The sequence below is a fragment of the Actinoplanes nipponensis genome (assembly GCF_016862275.1).
In the GTDB taxonomy this organism is placed as follows: domain Bacteria; phylum Actinomycetota; class Actinomycetes; order Mycobacteriales; family Micromonosporaceae; genus Actinoplanes; species Actinoplanes nipponensis.
The window spans coordinates 123,239-138,431 of the sequence record NZ_BOMQ01000030.1; the positions used below are offsets into that span (position 1 = coordinate 123,239).

The 15,193-nt window shown below is 75.4% G+C and carries 11 protein-coding genes; 4 read left to right on the plus strand and 7 right to left on the minus strand.

Annotated elements, in window-relative coordinates:
* Positions 1 to 19: 19 nt before the first annotated feature.
* The 3 genes from Ani05nite_RS13475 to Ani05nite_RS13485 are packed head-to-tail and all read right to left on the minus strand — an operon-like array spanning position 20 to position 3,964.
* Positions 20 to 1,804, minus strand: coding sequence for a glycosyltransferase family 4 protein (locus Ani05nite_RS13475; protein ID WP_203768356.1), 1,785 nt, complete (start codon positions 1,802 to 1,804; stop codon positions 20 to 22).
* Positions 1,801 to 2,940: a glycosyltransferase gene (locus tag Ani05nite_RS13480; RefSeq protein WP_203768358.1), complete on the minus strand. Its 1,140-nt coding sequence runs from the start codon at positions 2,938 to 2,940 to the stop codon at positions 1,801 to 1,803. The genes Ani05nite_RS13475 and Ani05nite_RS13480 overlap by 4 nt, the downstream gene beginning before the upstream one ends.
* A complete protein-coding gene (locus Ani05nite_RS13485; protein WP_203768360.1) occupies positions 2,921 to 3,964 on the minus strand; it encodes a glycosyltransferase family 2 protein in 1,044 nt (347 codons plus the stop codon). Before Ani05nite_RS13485 ends, Ani05nite_RS13480 begins: the two co-directional genes overlap by 20 nt.
* 396 nt (positions 3,965 to 4,360) lie before the next feature.
* Here Ani05nite_RS13485 and Ani05nite_RS13490 point away from each other — a divergent pair, with 396 nt between their 5' ends.
* Together Ani05nite_RS13490 and Ani05nite_RS13495 are read left to right on the plus strand one after the other, a co-directional pair.
* Positions 4,361 to 5,707 carry a glycosyltransferase family 4 protein gene (locus Ani05nite_RS13490; protein ID WP_203768417.1) on the plus strand — a complete coding sequence of 449 codons (1,347 nt, stop codon included), beginning with the start codon at positions 4,361 to 4,363 and terminating at the stop codon, positions 5,705 to 5,707.
* Positions 5,704 to 7,335: a glycosyltransferase family 2 protein gene (locus tag Ani05nite_RS13495; protein ID WP_203768362.1), complete on the plus strand. Its 1,632-nt coding sequence runs from the start codon at positions 5,704 to 5,706 to the stop codon at positions 7,333 to 7,335. The genes Ani05nite_RS13490 and Ani05nite_RS13495 overlap by 4 nt, the downstream gene beginning before the upstream one ends.
* Here the strand turns inward: Ani05nite_RS13495 and Ani05nite_RS13500 are convergent.
* The 3 genes from Ani05nite_RS13500 to Ani05nite_RS13510 form a co-directional block, all read right to left on the minus strand.
* Positions 7,314 to 9,110, minus strand: coding sequence for a thiamine pyrophosphate-requiring protein (locus tag Ani05nite_RS13500; protein WP_203768364.1), 1,797 nt, complete (start codon positions 9,108 to 9,110; stop codon positions 7,314 to 7,316). The genes Ani05nite_RS13495 and Ani05nite_RS13500 overlap by 22 nt on opposite strands.
* A 67-nt stretch (positions 9,111 to 9,177) precedes the next feature.
* Complete coding sequence (locus tag Ani05nite_RS13505; RefSeq protein ID WP_203768365.1) at positions 9,178 to 9,543, minus strand: hypothetical protein; 366 nt, start codon at positions 9,541 to 9,543, stop codon at positions 9,178 to 9,180.
* A gap of 168 nt (positions 9,544 to 9,711) precedes the next feature.
* Complete coding sequence (locus tag Ani05nite_RS13510) at positions 9,712 to 10,317, minus strand: hypothetical protein (protein WP_203768366.1); 606 nt, start codon at positions 10,315 to 10,317, stop codon at positions 9,712 to 9,714.
* A 311-nt stretch (positions 10,318 to 10,628) separates the two neighbouring features.
* On the opposite strand from Ani05nite_RS13510, the gene Ani05nite_RS13515 reads away from it, so the two are divergent.
* Both Ani05nite_RS13515 and Ani05nite_RS13520 read left to right on the plus strand, forming a co-directional pair.
* Positions 10,629 to 12,761: a two-component system sensor histidine kinase NtrB gene (locus tag Ani05nite_RS13515; protein WP_203768367.1), complete on the plus strand. Its 2,133-nt coding sequence runs from the start codon at positions 10,629 to 10,631 to the stop codon at positions 12,759 to 12,761.
* On the plus strand, positions 12,758 to 14,002 hold the full coding sequence (locus tag Ani05nite_RS13520; protein WP_203768368.1) for a response regulator: 1,245 nt from the start codon (positions 12,758 to 12,760) through the stop codon (positions 14,000 to 14,002). The genes Ani05nite_RS13515 and Ani05nite_RS13520 overlap by 4 nt, the downstream gene beginning before the upstream one ends.
* Here Ani05nite_RS13520 and Ani05nite_RS13525 read toward each other — a convergent pair.
* The gene (locus tag Ani05nite_RS13525) at positions 13,962 to 15,158 is read right to left on the minus strand and encodes an HD domain-containing phosphohydrolase (RefSeq protein ID WP_203768369.1); all 1,197 of its coding nucleotides are present in this window, start codon (positions 15,156 to 15,158) and stop codon (positions 13,962 to 13,964) included. The genes Ani05nite_RS13520 and Ani05nite_RS13525 overlap by 41 nt on opposite strands.
* Positions 15,159 to 15,193 lie beyond the last annotated feature (35 nt).

A 15,193-nucleotide genomic window follows, 5' to 3' on the forward strand; every position in this document is an offset into this window, starting at 1 on the left:
CCGCCCGTCTCCATCGCGATCATGGAGCTGCCCGACAACGCCCGGCCATCCGGTCGCGGACGGCCCCGGGGACGCGCCGGAACCGGCGTACGACGGCCTCCGGTCCCGGGGCCGGCACCCGGCTCGCCGCCCACTGGAGCCCGCCGAGGACACCGTCCGGCGCGCCGACCAGCACGAGCCGTCCGAGGCGCACCGGCCACGGGCGGCTCGCCGCCACGGTGGGAGCCGGCGCCGCGGGCGCGCCGGCCGGCCCGGCGGAGTCCGGCGCGTAGACCTCGCGCAGCCGGGCCGCCACCGCCGCGGAGCCGTAACGCGCCGCCAGGGCGGCCCGCGCCGCCGGCAGGTCCAGGGTGCTCAGCCGGCTCCGCAGGCGGCGGTAGCCGTCGGCGATCACCGCGGGATCGTCGCTCGGCTCGATGAGCAGGCCGGCCAGCCCGGCCACCCCGGCCAGCGTCTCCTGCGGGCCCTGGCTGCGCGCCACCAGCACCGGCGTGCCGGTGGCGACCGCCTCCACCACCGTCATGCCGAAGGTCTCCCGCCGGCTGGCGTGCACCAGCAGGTCGTGCTCGTGCATCAGCGCGGTCACCTCGCCGGGCGGCACGGGCGGGCGGCGGGTGATCCGGCCGCCGAGGCCCAGCGCCGCGATCCGGCGGTCCAGCGGGTCCGCCAGCGGGCCCGCACCGACCAGCGTCAAGGTGACCCTCGGGTCCTCGGCGGCGATCCGGGCGAAGCCGTCGACGAGCGTGAGCACGCCCTTGTGGGCCATCAGCCGGCCGGCGTAGAGCCAGCGCAGCAGCTCGCGGGGCGGCCGCGGGCGCATCGCGAACCGGTCGAAGTCGATGGCGTTGGGCACCACGCGCAGCTTGTGGGCGTACCCGGGGAAGAAGCCGGCGAGCTGGTCCCGCAGGTGCCCACCGACGCAGAGCACGGCGTCGGCGCGGGCCAGCATCGCGGCGTACTGCTGCCGGGCCCCGGGCTGCCGGAAGACCTCGGCCAGGAAGGTCGCGTGCTCGGTCACCACGATCCGGGCGTCCGGGCGGGCCAGCCGGGTGGCCACGACGCCGGCCAGCATGCCGGTGTGGGCGTGCACCAGCGGCGCCTCGATGCGCCCGGTCGGCAGGCTCGCGCGCAGCGCCCGTACCTGCGCCTCGGCGAACGCCGGATAGCCGCGGCCGGCCGCGGTGGGCACCGCCACCCGGGTGAGCTCGCCCTCGGGGGTGTCCAGGACGACGGCGTGGCCGGACCGCGCGGCCTGCCGCTCCGCGGCGACACCGACCCGGGTGCCGGTGACGCCTGTCGGCGAGTAGTACCAGTTCTGCGTGTGCAGGACGGCCACGCGGTCGTGGTCGGGTCCGGTCGCGGCGGTGGCGGCCTGGACGAAGGCCCCGGCGTACGGGTCGTCCGGCGACGGGTACCACGGCGTCACGACGGCCAGGCCGGCCGCGGCGGTGCGGCGCCCGGGCTCGCCGGAGGGCTCCAGCCGGATGACGACCTCCGGACGCCGCCGGCCGACGGACCACGCCACCGCGAGCGCCTCGGGGTCCCCGGCGACGAGCAGGTCGCCGTCCCGCAGCGGGCTGCCGGCGGCGAGCAGCAACCGGCGGGCGGCGCGCAGGACCGCACCGGTGGCGCCCGCCGGCACCCGGAGCACCGTCACGCCCGGCGCGATCCCCGCTCCCGTCCACTCCGGACGATCGGCGATCAGCAGGGTGACCGGCGTACCGGCCGCGGCCAGCCCGGCGGTGTGCGCGACGGCCGCGCCGATCCGGCGGGTGCCCAGCGCGACGTAGACGACGGCCCTCACCGGTGCGGCACCGGCGCGGACCGCGGGCTGACGGCCTCGTACAGCTCCTGCAGCCGTTCGGTCTGCTTGTCGAGGTCGAAGTGGGCCTCCGTGTGCCGGCGCGCCTCCCGCCCCAGCCGGGCCCGCAGCTCGTCGTCGGTGAGCAGCCGCCGGATGGCCGCGGCCAGGGCGCCGCGGTCGCCCTCCGGGCAGAGCAGCCCGGTCTCGCCGGGCACGACCGCCTCCGGGATGCCGCTGTGGTAGGTCGAGATCGTCGGCAGCCCCGCGCTCCCGGCCTCCAGGATCGTGGTCGGCAGCCCCTCGGTGTCGCCGTCCGGCGCCGTCTTGGACGGCGACACGAAGACCTTCGCCTCCGCCAGGGACCGGCGGACCACCGTGGCGTCCTGTGCGCCCAGGAACGTCGCGTCCAGGCCGAGCTCCGCGGCCCGGGCCCGGATCGCCGGCTCCAGGGGTCCGGTGCCGATGAACAGCAGCCGCGGGCGCAGGTCCCGGACCGTCGCGGCCGCCTCCACCAGGTCGTCGAGACCCTTCTTGGCGACGAAGCGGCCGACGAAGACGAGGTCCCAGCGGGGCGGCGCCGGCGCCGGCAGCGGCGCGATCGGCACGCCCGTGTGGTGCACGCGGACCTTCGCCGGGTCCGCGCCGAGCGCCACGGCCCGGGCGCGGATGAACTCCGACACGGCGATGATCAGCGCCGCGCGGGCGAACACCGCGCGCAGGTGCCGGCGGTGCCGCCGGCCGCGCGGTCCGGGCCGGCGCGCCTGGCTGGTCACGTCGAGGCCGTGCAGGGTGATGACCAGCGGCACGCCGAGCCGCCCGGCCGCGTGGCTGACCAGCCATCCGTCGCCGGCGAAGTGGGCGTGCACCAGCTCCGGGCGCCGGTCGGCCAGCAGGCCGCGCAGCCGGGCCGACCGTCCGGTCAGGCGGAGCAGCAGCCAGCCGAGCCGGCCGGCGGCGGTGTCCGGGAAGAGGATGGCGTCGGTGTCGCGGGCGGTCGGGGACGCGACCTTGACCGCCCCCAGGTAGGCCGGCTGCCACCGGGTCAGCGCGCCGCCCTGGTGGCGGACGAACGTCTCGGAGGCGGGCAGCAGGCAGCTGCGCCAGATCGCGACCGTCCTACCGGAGGGCGCCGTCACGGGCCAGCTCCTCGTCACGGTCCGCGCGGGCGGGCCGGCTCGGGACGCTCGCGTCGGCGGCGGGCGCCGCGGCGACCGCCCGGTCCGGCGTCCGGCGGCGGCCCAGCAGCAGGTCGCGCACGCGGTGGCGCAGCGCCGGCGGGATCAGCCAGATCTGCAGGTAGGTCAGGTAGTCGACGGCGCCGGGCCGGCCGTGCCGGCGCGCGTCGCGCAGCAGCAGGGCGAACACCCGGGCGCTGCGGGTGGGCGCGGCCATCGAGCCGATCACGCTCATCGCCAGGGCGGCGTACGCGCGGGGCGTGAACAGGTGACGGCTGCGCCGCAGCCAGTCGAGCTGACCCTGCCAGGGCGAGCTCAGCGTGATCCGCGGCCGGTTCTCGTCCTGGTGGAAGATCACCAGCGGCTCGGCCGCGACGATCAGCTCGACGTCGTCGTGGTGCACCGCCCGCAGCACCCAGTCGAGCTCCTGCATCCGGCGCAGCCCGACGGTGAACGGCTCCCGGCGCAGCAGCACGGTCGGCGCCATGATCGTCGAGGTCTGGACGAAGCCGTCGCCGTAGAACAGCCCGCGGCGCACGGTGAGGTACTCGCACACCGGCTCGTCCGGAGCGGGCAGGCGGCGGGGCAGCACGGAATCGGCCCGCGGGGTGCGGTTGATCAGCCGGCTGGCCACCACCGGCAGCGCCGCCCGGGCGGCGCCGGCCGCGGCGAGCTGCGCCGCGAGCTTGCCGGGCAGCCACTCGTCGTCGTCGTCGAGCAGCGCGGTCCAGGGCGCCCGGGCCGCGCGCACGCCGACGTTGCGCGCGTTCGGCGCCCCACCGGGCGCCGGCACGACGACGACCCGCAGCCGGGCGTCGGCGATCCGGGCCAGCGCCCGGCTCGTCGGCTCGTCCGGCCCGTCGATCACCACGATGACCTCGATGGCGCCGACCGTCTGGGCCAGCGCGCTGCGGACCGCGCGGGTCACCAGCTCCGGCCGGGCCCGCGTCGGGATGACCACGCTGACTTCGGGCAGGGATTCCATGGTGGCCTCTCGGCTCGGCGCATGCGAAAACCGCATTGGCCTGAATGAATCTACGAAGGAATGCCGCGGACCCGACGGGTCGCGACACGGATGCAAATTACGGTTCGCGGACGACGTCCGGGTGAATAGCGGGTGGCGCTCCCGGGTCCACTCGGGGATCACCTTCAGACGCGTCCTGAGCAGCTAGGACAGCCACTCGGCGACGGGCCGGCGAACAGCTGGCCAACGGCAGGTTGCGTTCTTATCACCAATGCGTGACGACCCGGGCGGATATGGCGATCCGGTTCCGGGCGGATACACTCGCCGACGTTTCGACAACGACGGGAAAGGGCCGGGGAAACGCAGATGACGATCGCCGACGGCACGGCCGGAAGCGGCGCCGGCCGCCGCGTCGTGATGCTGGTCGACAACGGCGTCGAGGGCGACTCCCGGGTGCAGAAGACCGCGCTGTCGGCCGCCGGCGCGGGCTGGGACGTCGTCCTGCTCGGCTGCTCCCCGACCGGGGCGACCCAGCGGTGGCAGCTCGGCCGGGCCGAGGTGCGCCTGCTCCCCCTGTGCCCGGCGCCGGGCGCAGCCGCCGGGACGGCCCGCCTGCGCGCCCGCCTGCTGGCCCGCGGCGGCCCGCTGCTGCGCGCCGCGCGCTGGGCCCGGCGGCCGGTGGAGCACGCCCAGGTGTGGTTCTGGCGGGCCGTGCTGCGGGACCGGGCCTGGCGCCGGCTCGAGCCGGGGCTGTGGAACTACGAGCGGGCGTTCGGCGCGGTGATCGACGAGCTGGCGCCGGACCTCATCCACGCGCACGACTTCCGCATGCTGGGCGTGGGCGCGCGGGCGGCGGCGCGGGCGCGGGCCGCCGGCCGTCCGGTCCGGCTGGTCTGGGACGCGCACGAGTACCTGCCCGGGGCCAAGCCGCGCCGGGACAACGCGCGCTGGCTGCCGGCCCACCTCGCCCACGAACGCGAGTACGTGCCGTACGCCGACGCCGTGGTGACCGTCTCCCCCGCGCTGGCCGGCCTGCTCCAGCGCCGGCACCGGCTGGCCGAGCGTCCGGCCGTGGTGCTCAACGCCCCCGAGGTCACCGGGCCGCCGCCCGCGGACGCCGCCCCGGCGCCCGACCTGCGCCGGCTGTGCGGGCTCGACGCCGCGACGCCGCTGCTGGTCTACAGCGGATCGGCCACCGTCCAGCGTGGACTCGGCACGGCGGTGGCGGCGCTGCCCCGGCTCGGCGGGGTGCACCTGGCGCTGGTCGTCGGGGACGCCGGGACGCCGTACCTGCGGCAGCTGCTGGCCACCGCGGCCCGGCGGGGCGTCGCCGAGCGCATCCACCTCGTGCCCTACGTGCCGCACCGGCAGGTGCCGGCCCTGCTGGCCGGGGCCGACGCCGGGATCATCCCGCTGCACCGCTGGCCCAACCACGAGATCGCGCTGATCACCAAGTTCTTCGAGTACTCCCACGCCCGGCTGCCGATCGTCGTCAGCGACGTGCGCACCATGGCCGACACCGTGCGCGCCACCGGGCAGGGCGAGGTGTTCCGCGCCCGGGACGTGGCCGGTTTCGCCCGCGCGGTCCGGGCCGTGCTGGCCGACCCGGGGCGCTACCGCGCGGCCTACGACGGGCCGGACAGCCCGCTGCCGGCCTGGACCTGGCCAGCTCAGGCGGCGCGGCTCGACACGCTCTACCGCCGGCTGCTGGCCGACCGCCCGGCCGCGGGCGCCCGGACGATCGAGGAGACCGTGACCCGATGAACGTGCCCGACGTCAGCATCGTGGTGCCGGTCTACAACACGATGCCCTACCTGACCCGGTGCCTGACCTCCCTGGTGGAGCAGACCATCGGGGTGGACCGGATGCAGATCGTCGCCGTGGACGACGGCTCGACCGACCGCGGCGGCGCGGAATTGGACCGCTTCGCCCGGCGCCATCCCGGGGTCTTCACCGTCATCCACCAGCCCAACTCCGGCGGCCCGGCCGGCCCGTGCAACCGGGCGCTGGAGGTGGCCACCGGCCGCTACGTCTTCTTCGTCGGCGCCGACGACCACCTCGGCCCGCAGGCCCTGCAGCGGCTCGTCGCCGCGGCCGACACCTGGGGCTCGGACGTCGTGCTGGGCCGGGTCGTCGGCGAGAACAGCCGGCACATCTACCAGGACGTCTTCGCGCGCACCGAGCCGGACCTGGACCTGTTCGACTCGCCGCTGCCGCGCTCGCTGGCCAACACCAAGCTGTTCCGGCGCGAGCTGCTCGAACGGCACGCGATCCGCTACCGGGAGGACATGCGGATCGGCAGCGACCTGCCGTTCACCCTGGAGGCGTGCTACCGCGCCCGGCGCATCTCGGTGCTGGCCGACTACGACTACTACCACGCCGTGCGGCGGTTCGGCGCCACGAACATCACCTACCTCAGCCGGCCGGAGGAGCGGCTGCGGACCGTCGAGGCGGTGACGGCGTTCGTGGCCGAGCTGATCCCGCCCGGGCCGCGGCGCGACGCGGTGCTGCTGCGCCGGTTCGACCACGAGGTGGCCCGGCTGCTGGAGGACGACCTGCTGCGGCTGGACCGCGAGGGGCAACGCCGGGTCCACGAGGGCGTCGGCCGGCTGGTGCGCGACCACCTCACCGACGGCATCGCCGGACGGCTCGGCGCCGAGACGCGGATCCGGCTGGCCCTGACCCGCGACGGCGAGCTCGACGACCTGCTCGCCGTGATCCGCCGCGACGCGCGGACCGGCGCCCCGGCCACGCTCGTGGAGGGCGGCCGCCGGTACGCCCGCTATCCCGGCTTCCGCGACCCGGAGCGCGCCCTGCCGGACGCCTGCTTCGACGTGACGACCGCCCCGGACTGGGTTGCCCGGCTCGACGCGACCGGGATCGCCTGGGAGACCGACGAGGACGGCTCGCGGGTGCTCGCCATCACCGCGCACACGCCCGCGCCCGACCTGTCCGCGCTGGGCGCCGACCGGATCTCGGTGAGCGCCGAGGAGATCCCGGGCGACGTCGGCGTCCTGCGGCGCGACGACACCGGCACCACCGTCCGGATCACGTTCCCGGTGTCCCGGCTGCTGGCCGCCAGCGCCGCGAGCGGTCAGCGCCGGATCGTCTCGGCCCAGGCCGGCGCGTTCGACCCGGCGCGGGCCCTGGGCGCCACGAGCGCCACCGGGGCGGCCGGGGCGATGGCCGTACGGGCGCCCCGGCTACGCGCGCCGCAACCGGTGGTCGTCCGCCGCGGGACCCGGTTCGCCGCGCTGACCTGCACCGTCGAGGGCTCCGGCCGGCTGCTGGTCGCGGTGGTGCCGCTGACCCCGCAGCGCGTCGGCGCGCACCTCCGGCGCCGGCTGCACCGGGCGGGCGCGCCGGCGGCTCAGCCGGCCGGGTCGTCGTAGCCCTCGTCGGCGCGTTCCCGGCGCAGGTGCGCCTCGGCCCGGCGGGCCGTCTCCCCGGTCTCGGCGGCCAGGCCCGCGTACATGCCCCGGACCTTGTCGAACGGCCGGCCGGGCGGCAGCAGCGGGATCGCCGGGTCCACGACGGCCTCGATGAGCATCGGCCGGTCCGCCGACAGCGCGGCCTCCCACGCCGCCGTCAGCTCGCCGGCCCCGGTGACCCGCACACCGCGCAGCCCGAGCAGCTCGGCGTAGCGGGCGTACGGCACGTCGGGCAGCTGCTGCGAGGTGGCGAACCGGGGCTCGCCCTCCATCTCGCGCTGCTCCCAGCTCACCTCGGCGAGATCCCCGTTGTGCAGGACACAGACCACGAAGCGCGGGTCGGCCCAGTCGCGCCAGCGGGCGGCCACCGTCACCAGCTCCGCCAGCCCGGTCATCTGCATCGCGCCGTCGCCGGTCAGGGCGACCACCGGGCGGTCGGGCGCGGCCAGCTTGGCGGCGATCCCGTACGGCAGCCCGCAACCCATCGAGGCGAGCGTGCTGGACAGGTGCGCCGGGACGCCGCGGGGCAGCCGCAGGTGCCGGGCGTACCAGTAGACGACCGAGCCCACGTCCACCGCCACCTGCGCGTCGGCGGGCAGCACGGCCGACAGCGCGCGCACCACGTGCTGCGGGTTCAGCGGCTCGGCCGGTGCGGTGGCCCGCGCCTCGGCGATCTCGTGCCAGCGGCGGACCCAGCCCTCCACCTGTTCCCGCCAGGCCCGGTCGGCGCGGGGCTGCACCGCGGCCAGCAGGCCGCGTACCGTCTCGGCGGCGTCGCCCAGCAGCGGCACCTCGACCGGGTAGCGCATGCCGAGCTGCCGCCCGTCGATGTCGATCTGCACGGCCCGGGCCTGCCCGGGCGCGGGGTAGAACTCGGTCCACGGGTCGTTGGTGCCGATCAGCAGCAGGGTGTCGCAGCCGCGCAGCAGCTGCTCGCTCGCCGTGGTGCCCAGGTGCCCCATCACGCCGGTGTGGAACGGCAGGCCCTCGTCGAGCACCGGCTTGCCCAGCAGCGACGAGACGACCCCGGCGCCCAGCCGCTCGGCCAGCTCGACGATGTCGCCGGCCGCGCCGTACGCGCCCTGGCCCACCATGATCGCGACCCGCTCCCCCGCGGCCAGCACCTCGGCCGCCGCCCGCAGGTCCTCGTCGCGGGGCACCACCCGGGCCGGGCGCAGGCCCGGGCTGGTCACCATGATCCCGTGCTCGTGGGCGGCCGGGTCCGGCGCCGGCGCCGACTGCACGTCGTGCGGCAGGATCACGCACGTCGGGCCGCGGGTGGCCAGCGCCGTGCGGAAGGCCCGGTCGATGAGCATCGGCAGCTGCTCGGGGGCGTGCGCGACCTGGACGAACTGCGCGCAGACGTCACCGAAGAGCCGGACCAGGTCGATCTCCTGCTGGTAGGCGCTGCCCAGCACGGTCGAGGCCTGCTGCCCGACGACGGCCACCACCGGCTTGCCGTCCAGCTTGGCGTCGTAGAGGCCGTTGAGCAGGTGCACCGCGCCGGGCCCCTGGGTGGACAGGCAGACACCGGGCCGGCCGGTGTACTTGGCGTGGCCGACGGCCATGAAGGCCGCCGCCTCCTCGTGGCGGGCCTGCACGAACTCGGGTTCACCGGCCCGGCGCAGGGCGCCCATCACGGCGTCGATGCCGTCGCCGGAGTAGCCGAAGACCCGGTCCACCCCCCAGTCGCCGAGACGCGCGACGACCAGGTCGGCAACGGTGCGCTCCGTCATGCTGTCCTCCTCGCAGTGGCAGGTGCGGACTACCCGCCGGACGGCCGCTCAATCGGGGTCGCCGCGCTCACCGGCGCCGCCGCGCCGTCCCGCCGTCGCCTCCGGCCACGGCGAAACCCGCCTCGACCAGCGCGTCCAGCAGCGCGGCGCGCCGCCACCGGGGCGACACCGCCGCGAACGCCACGCAACTGCCGGTGTGCAGGATGTCGACGACGGCGCCGAGGCGCGTGACCGGTCCGGCCGGCGCCCACGCGCCGGCGGCCGCCTGCAGCAGGTGCCGGGCGCCGAGCACCCGGGCCACAGCCACGGCGGCGGCGGGGACCGGCGCCGGCCCGGCGGCCCGCAGCAGCCGGTGCGGCACGAGCAGCAGAGCGGCCGCCCACCCGGCCCGGACCGCCGCTGTCGCCGGAAAACCTCTGGTACGCCGCGCCATCGCCGGTCCCCCGCCTTCTCTCGTCCGGCCGGGGATACCCCGCAGCGCGCGGGTGACACCCCCCCGCCGCGCAGGCGGTCCAAGCCCGCCGTTGCCCCGGCCGCAGTCGTCGCCCATCCGGCCGGCGACGGTCACCGCAGCGGTGACCGTCCTCAGCCGACCTCCGACTCAGGCCGGCGGGGCGGCGACCGTGCTGGTCGACCGGTGGCCGCGCCGCGACCTCGGCCTCTCCGGGACACAGCGGGTCGGCGTGCCGGCGCTCGCGGCGCGTCGGCGCAGCAGGGTCCGGGTGGCCGCGGCCAGCACGTACTCGTAGCCGGCGGCGCCGAGGTTGGCGCCGATGAGGAAGACCAGGGCATCGGTCGAGGTGATCGCGTCGGTGGCCGCCGCGGCGCCGAAGGCGCCCAGGTAGTACGGGACCTCCTTGGCCAGTTCCGTGCCGAGGTAGCCGATCACGGCGGCCGCCCGCGGGGCCCGCTCGCCCCGGCTGCGGCGCCGGGTCACGTCGTGGGCCGCCTTGGAGAGGATGTTGGTGCTCGTGCCGGTGGTGGTCAGCAGGGCCCAGTTGGCCCCGACGCCGGCGCGCAGGCCCAGTCCCCAGGCGGCGTAGCTGGCCACCAGCAGCGCCACCGCGGTGGGGTGGCCGGCGCCGGCGAGCAGTCCCGTGGCCACCAGGGCGGCGCCCGTCGCGGCGGCGAACGCGTCCAGGGCGTACGCCGACACCGCGGTGGCCGCGAGGCTGACCGCCCAGCTGGTCAGGCCGCGGTGTGGCATGGGCGCCCCTTCCGACGGGCGCCCGGGAGGCGCCCCTGGAACAGAGCACGACGGCCCCACCGAAAGTACCAAGGTCGACGGGATTATACGGACTATTTTCCTAAATCACCCATGCTCCGCAATGCGCCACGCCGCGCCCCGGTCGAGGCGCCGGAACGTCACGCTTCCGATACGGCGTCGCACCGACTTCTGGGAGTATGGACCGATACACACCATCGGTCCGGTTACGGGTGGTACAGGGGTCGGCGGGAGGGACTGCCATGGCAGGTGGGGCGTGGTGGGCACAACGCTGGCTTCGCGGTACCGACACGATGCTGGGCCAGATCCGCACCCTCTTCCTCGGCATCCTGCTGCTCTGGCCGCTGTTCGGCCTGTGGGGCCTCAGCGGCCACCGCCGCGAGCTGGCCGCGCCGGCCGTCGCAGCCACCCTGGTGGTGGTGGGCTGGCTCTACACCGGTTACCGGCGGCAGCGATTCCCGGCCTGGAGCTGGATCCTCGAGGGCGCCTGCGTCTGCCTGGTGGCCGCCGGCTCCGACTTCGGCATCACCATCGGCCTGTGCGTGGTCTGGGTCAACTTCCGCTCGCTCTACGGGCGGCTGCGGGAGAAGATCCTCGCCGTCGCGGTGATCTGCGCGATCATGGGGATCGGCGTCGTGACGTTCGGGGTGCCCGCCAGCGTCGCCGTCGCGCTGTTCTTCACCGTGCTGATCTCGCTCGCGGTCAACCATGTCCTCGCGCGGGGCAGCAGCGCCCGGGACCGGTCGGCCGACCGGGAAGCCACGCTGGCCTCCGCCGGCGGCGGCCTGGTCGCCTCCACGACGCGCGGCGAGGCGATGGACGTGACCCTGGGCGCCGCGCTGAGCCTGGACCGCGCCGCGAGCGCCGCGCTCATCTTCACCGTCGCCGGCCCGGCGCTGCACGTCATCGCCGCCGCCGGGCACGTGGGCACCGAGGCCGCCGGATGGGTCACCGAGCTGACACGGCTGCCCGAGCGGACCCGGGCCGCCCTGCGGCCCGGCGGCTACGTGATGGTCACCGGCGGGGACGCCGACGCGGTCACCGACGTGCTGCGGCTGCCCCGGCACCCCGTGGTCATGCTCGCGCCGATGGCGGCCCACGGCGGCGTCTTCGGCATGCTGGTGCTGGCGCTCGTCCGCCGGCCGTCCGACGACCTGTCGTCCTCGATGACGACCCTGGCGGACGAGGCCGCCCTGACCCTCGACCAGCTGCTGAGCCGGTCGCGGCTGAGCATCGTGGTCGAACACTCGGCCGACGCGCTGATCCTGGCCGGCGAGGCGGGCCACATCCGTTTCGTCAACCCGGCGGCCGAGACGATGCTGAGCCACCCGGCCGGCGAGCTGGTCGGCAGCGACCTCTGGCAGCTGGTGCACGAGAACGACGTCAGCACGCTGCGGGACGCCGCGTCGGCGTTCGAGCGGGCGGCGCCGGTGCCCTGCCGCATCCGCGGCCACGAGCACGCCGGCTGGACCGAGGTGGAGGCGCTGGTCGAGTACGTGAGCGAGCACGACGGCTCCCGCAGCATCGTCTTCACCGCGCGCGACGTCTCCGAGCGGCACCGGCTCGAACTCGAGCTGCGGCACGCCCAGAAGCTGGAGTCGGTGGGCCGGCTCGCCGCGGGCATCGCGCACGAGATCAACACGCCGATCCAGTTCGTCGGGGACAACCTGCGCTTCCTCGACACCGCCTTCGCGGATCTGGACCGGCTGCTCGGCGCGTACCGGGAGCTGGTCGCGACGGCTCAGGGCGACGGTGACATCCCGGCCGCCCTGAGCCACCTCGACTCGGTGGCGACCGAGATCGACATCGAGTTCGTCATGGAGGAGGTGCCGGTCGCCATCACCCAGACCCTCGAGGGCATCAGCCGGGTCGCCCACATCGTGCGCGCGATGAAGGCGTTCGGCCACCCCGGCACGGAGGAGAAGAGCCGGGCCGACCTCAACGAGGCGATCACCAACACCATCGTGGTCGCCAACAACGAGATCAAGTACATCGCCGACGTCGAGACCGACCTCGGCGACCTGCCCCTGGTGCACTGCCACCTCGGCGACATCAACCAGGTCGTGCTCAACCTGGTGGTGAACGCCGCGCACGCGATCGGCGCCGCGGACCGCGGCCGGGGCCGGATCCGGGTCAGCACCCGACTGGAGGAGGGGTACGCGGTCATCGAGGTCGCCGACACCGGCACCGGCGTGCCCCCGGAGATCGCCGACAAATTGTTCGACCCCTTCTTCACCACCAAGGAGGTGGGCACCGGCACCGGCCAGGGCCTCGCCCTGGTCCGCACCCTGGTGACCGACCGGCACGGGGGGACCATCGACTTCACCAGCACGGTCGGGGTCGGCACGGTCTTCACCGTACGGTTGCCCGTGGTCGGCCACGACGAGCCGCAGCCGAGCTCCGAGCTCGCGGAGGCGTCGCTGTGACCGGGACAGACGTGGTGACGCCGGCGGCCGCCGGAACCGCGCGGCCGCACATCCTCTTCGTCGACGACGAGCCCCGGATCCTCGGCGGCCTGCGCCGGATGCTGCGCACCCACCGCGACCGCTGGGACATGTCCTTCGCCGAGGGCGCCGAGGCCGCCCTGGCCGCGCTGCGGGAACGGCCGTGCGACGTGATCGTCTCCGACTACCGCATGCCCGGCATGAACGGCGCGCAGCTGCTGGAGCGGGTGCGCCTGGAGTACCCCGGCACCGCCCGGGTGATCCTGTCGGGCCAGACCAACGAGGACAACCTGCTCAGCATCATGGTGCTGGCGCACGAGTTCCTCACCAAGCCGAGCTCACCGGAGCAGCTGGTCGCCACGGTGGAGCGGCTGATCGACGTCCGGGCCGCCAGCGGCGGCGGCATCCGGCCGGACCGGGCCGACGTGCAGTCGCTGCCGAGCCCACCGCGCACGCTGGTCGAGCTGGTCGCGGCCCTCGCCGGCGAGGAGGCGTCGGCGCATTCCGTCGGCGCCGTCATCGAGCAGGACCCCGCCGCCACCGCCAAGATCCTGCAGCTGGTGAACTCGTCGGCGTACACGATGGCCCGCAAGGTCAGCGACGTGGGCCAGGCGGTGGCCCTGCTCGGTCTGCACACGGTGCGCGGCCTGGTGCTGATGCACGACCTGATCCGCACGTTCGACGCCGCGAGCGGGCTCCCGGTGGAGTGGCTCGAAGGGCTCACCCTGCACTCGGTCGAGACGTCGCGGCTGTGCCGGATGTTCGCCGACGGCGCCGAATGGGAGAGCAACGCCTTCACCGCGGGCCTGTTGCACGAGGTGGGGCAGTTGGTCCTGGCCTCGATGCGGCCGCGGGAGTTCGCCGACGCCCGAACCGCGTGGCGCGCTCCGGAACCCGAGCCGGGGGGCCCGACCTTCCTGTGCGTCGCGGAGTCGGCGGTCATCGGCTTCTCGCACATCGACGCCGGCGCCGACCTGCTGCGGTTCTGGGGGCTGCCCGATCCGGTGATCGAGGCGGTCGCCGGCCACGCGGCGACCGTGCAGCCGAGCGCGGTCGTCGACGCGTCCAGCGCCGTCGCACTGGCCCACATGGTGGTGGAGGCGGACCTGGGCCCGGTGTGCGGGCCACTCGGCCCGGCGCCGCTCGAGGAGGATCAGCTCGACGAGCGGGCCCGTACGGTGATCACCCGGTGGCGGCGGGAGCGGTCGCGGCACGGGGGCTGACCACGGCCTCGTCGAGGATCATCAGGGGCTCGGCGACGCCGTCCTCGAGGGCGGCGAAGTTGCGCAGCCGGGTCAGCAGACCGACGGTGACCTCCTGGCCGGCGTTCACCAGCAGCACGTCCGACCGGCTGCGGACGGCGGCCGCCAGCACCATGCCGGACTGCAGGTCGGTCAGCATCACGCCGCGGATGCTCTCGGCCGACGCGGCGGCGGTCGCCGCGAACGCCTCCAGCAGCGCCGGGTCGTAGAGCCTGGCATTGGTGCGCAGAGTGGCCAGCGCGACCGTCGGCGACATGCCCTGCAGGAGCAGGGCGTCGTGATCCTGGACGAGCCGCAGCAGCCGGCCGCCGAACGGGATGCGCTCGCCGGCGGTGGCGTCGCCGGGCGTGCCGGAGCCGTCGAATCCCTTCCGCGAGTAGTGGATGCACTCGGCCACCGGCGCCATCCTCGGGATCGGCGCGATGAGCTGCTCGGCGACCGCCGGCAGGTGGTCGACCATCGCCTGCTCCGCCGGGGTGAGCTCCGCGCCGGCGTCGAGCTTGCCGGCCACGGTGGGCGGCAGCGACACGATGCCCAGCTGCGCCATCTCCACGGCGAGCTCGGCGGCCCACCGGTCCTCGGCCGGCACCTTGTCGAGGATCGCGGAGGCCACCCGCCGCATCCGGGCGGCGCGGCCGAACGCGGCCGGGCTGGCCAGCGACAGCACGTCGGACAGCGCCTTGACGCTGCCCTGCAGGGTCTGTTCGAGCAGCTCGCGTTCCGACACGACCAGCCGATGCTGGTTCACGCAGTCGCGGAGAGCGGCCGTCATGGTCTCGGTGTCGACCGGTTTGAGCAGCATCCGGAAGACGCGGCCCTGGTTCACGGTGACGGCGGCGTCGGCGAGGCTGGTATGTCCGGTCAGCAGCATCCGGGTGCTGGTCGGGGCCGCCTTCGCCGCCGCCGCCAGAAATTCGGCGCCGTTGATGCCGGGCATGAGGAAGTCGGACACGATCACGGCGAACGGGGTGTCCGCCTTGAGGGCGAACAGGCCGTTGGCCGCACCGACCGCGGTCTCGACGGTGAAGTCGCGCCGCAGCTGGCGCCGCAGGCCGTCGAGGAGGTGGGGTTCGTCGTCGACCAGCAGGATCCGGGGTTTGTCGACGGCGGTCGTCATGCGGGCTCCTCGCACTGATGGAATGTGCCGAATAT

Bases quoted from the DNA above. Each gene is read 5' to 3' on its own strand.
- Ani05nite_RS13505 (WP_203768365.1), bottom strand. From the start codon at position 9,543: ATGGCGCGGCGTACCAGAGGTTTTCCGGCGACAGCGGCGGTCCGGGCC.
- Ani05nite_RS13510 (WP_203768366.1), bottom strand. From the start codon at position 10,317: ATGCCACACCGCGGCCTGACCAGCTGGGCGGTCAGCCTCGCGGCCACC.
- Ani05nite_RS13500 (WP_203768364.1), bottom strand. From the start codon at position 9,110: ATGACGGAGCGCACCGTTGCCGACCTGGTCGTCGCGCGTCTCGGCGAC.
- Ani05nite_RS13515 (WP_203768367.1), top strand. From the start codon at position 10,629: ATGCTGGGCCAGATCCGCACCCTCTTCCTCGGCATCCTGCTGCTCTGG.
- Ani05nite_RS13490 (WP_203768417.1), top strand. From the start codon at position 4,361: ATGCTGGTCGACAACGGCGTCGAGGGCGACTCCCGGGTGCAGAAGACC.
- Ani05nite_RS13485 (WP_203768360.1), bottom strand. From the start codon at position 3,964: ATGGAATCCCTGCCCGAAGTCAGCGTGGTCATCCCGACGCGGGCCCGG.
- Ani05nite_RS13525 (WP_203768369.1), bottom strand. From the start codon at position 15,158: ATGACGACCGCCGTCGACAAACCCCGGATCCTGCTGGTCGACGACGAA.
- Ani05nite_RS13495 (WP_203768362.1), top strand. From the start codon at position 5,704: ATGAACGTGCCCGACGTCAGCATCGTGGTGCCGGTCTACAACACGATG.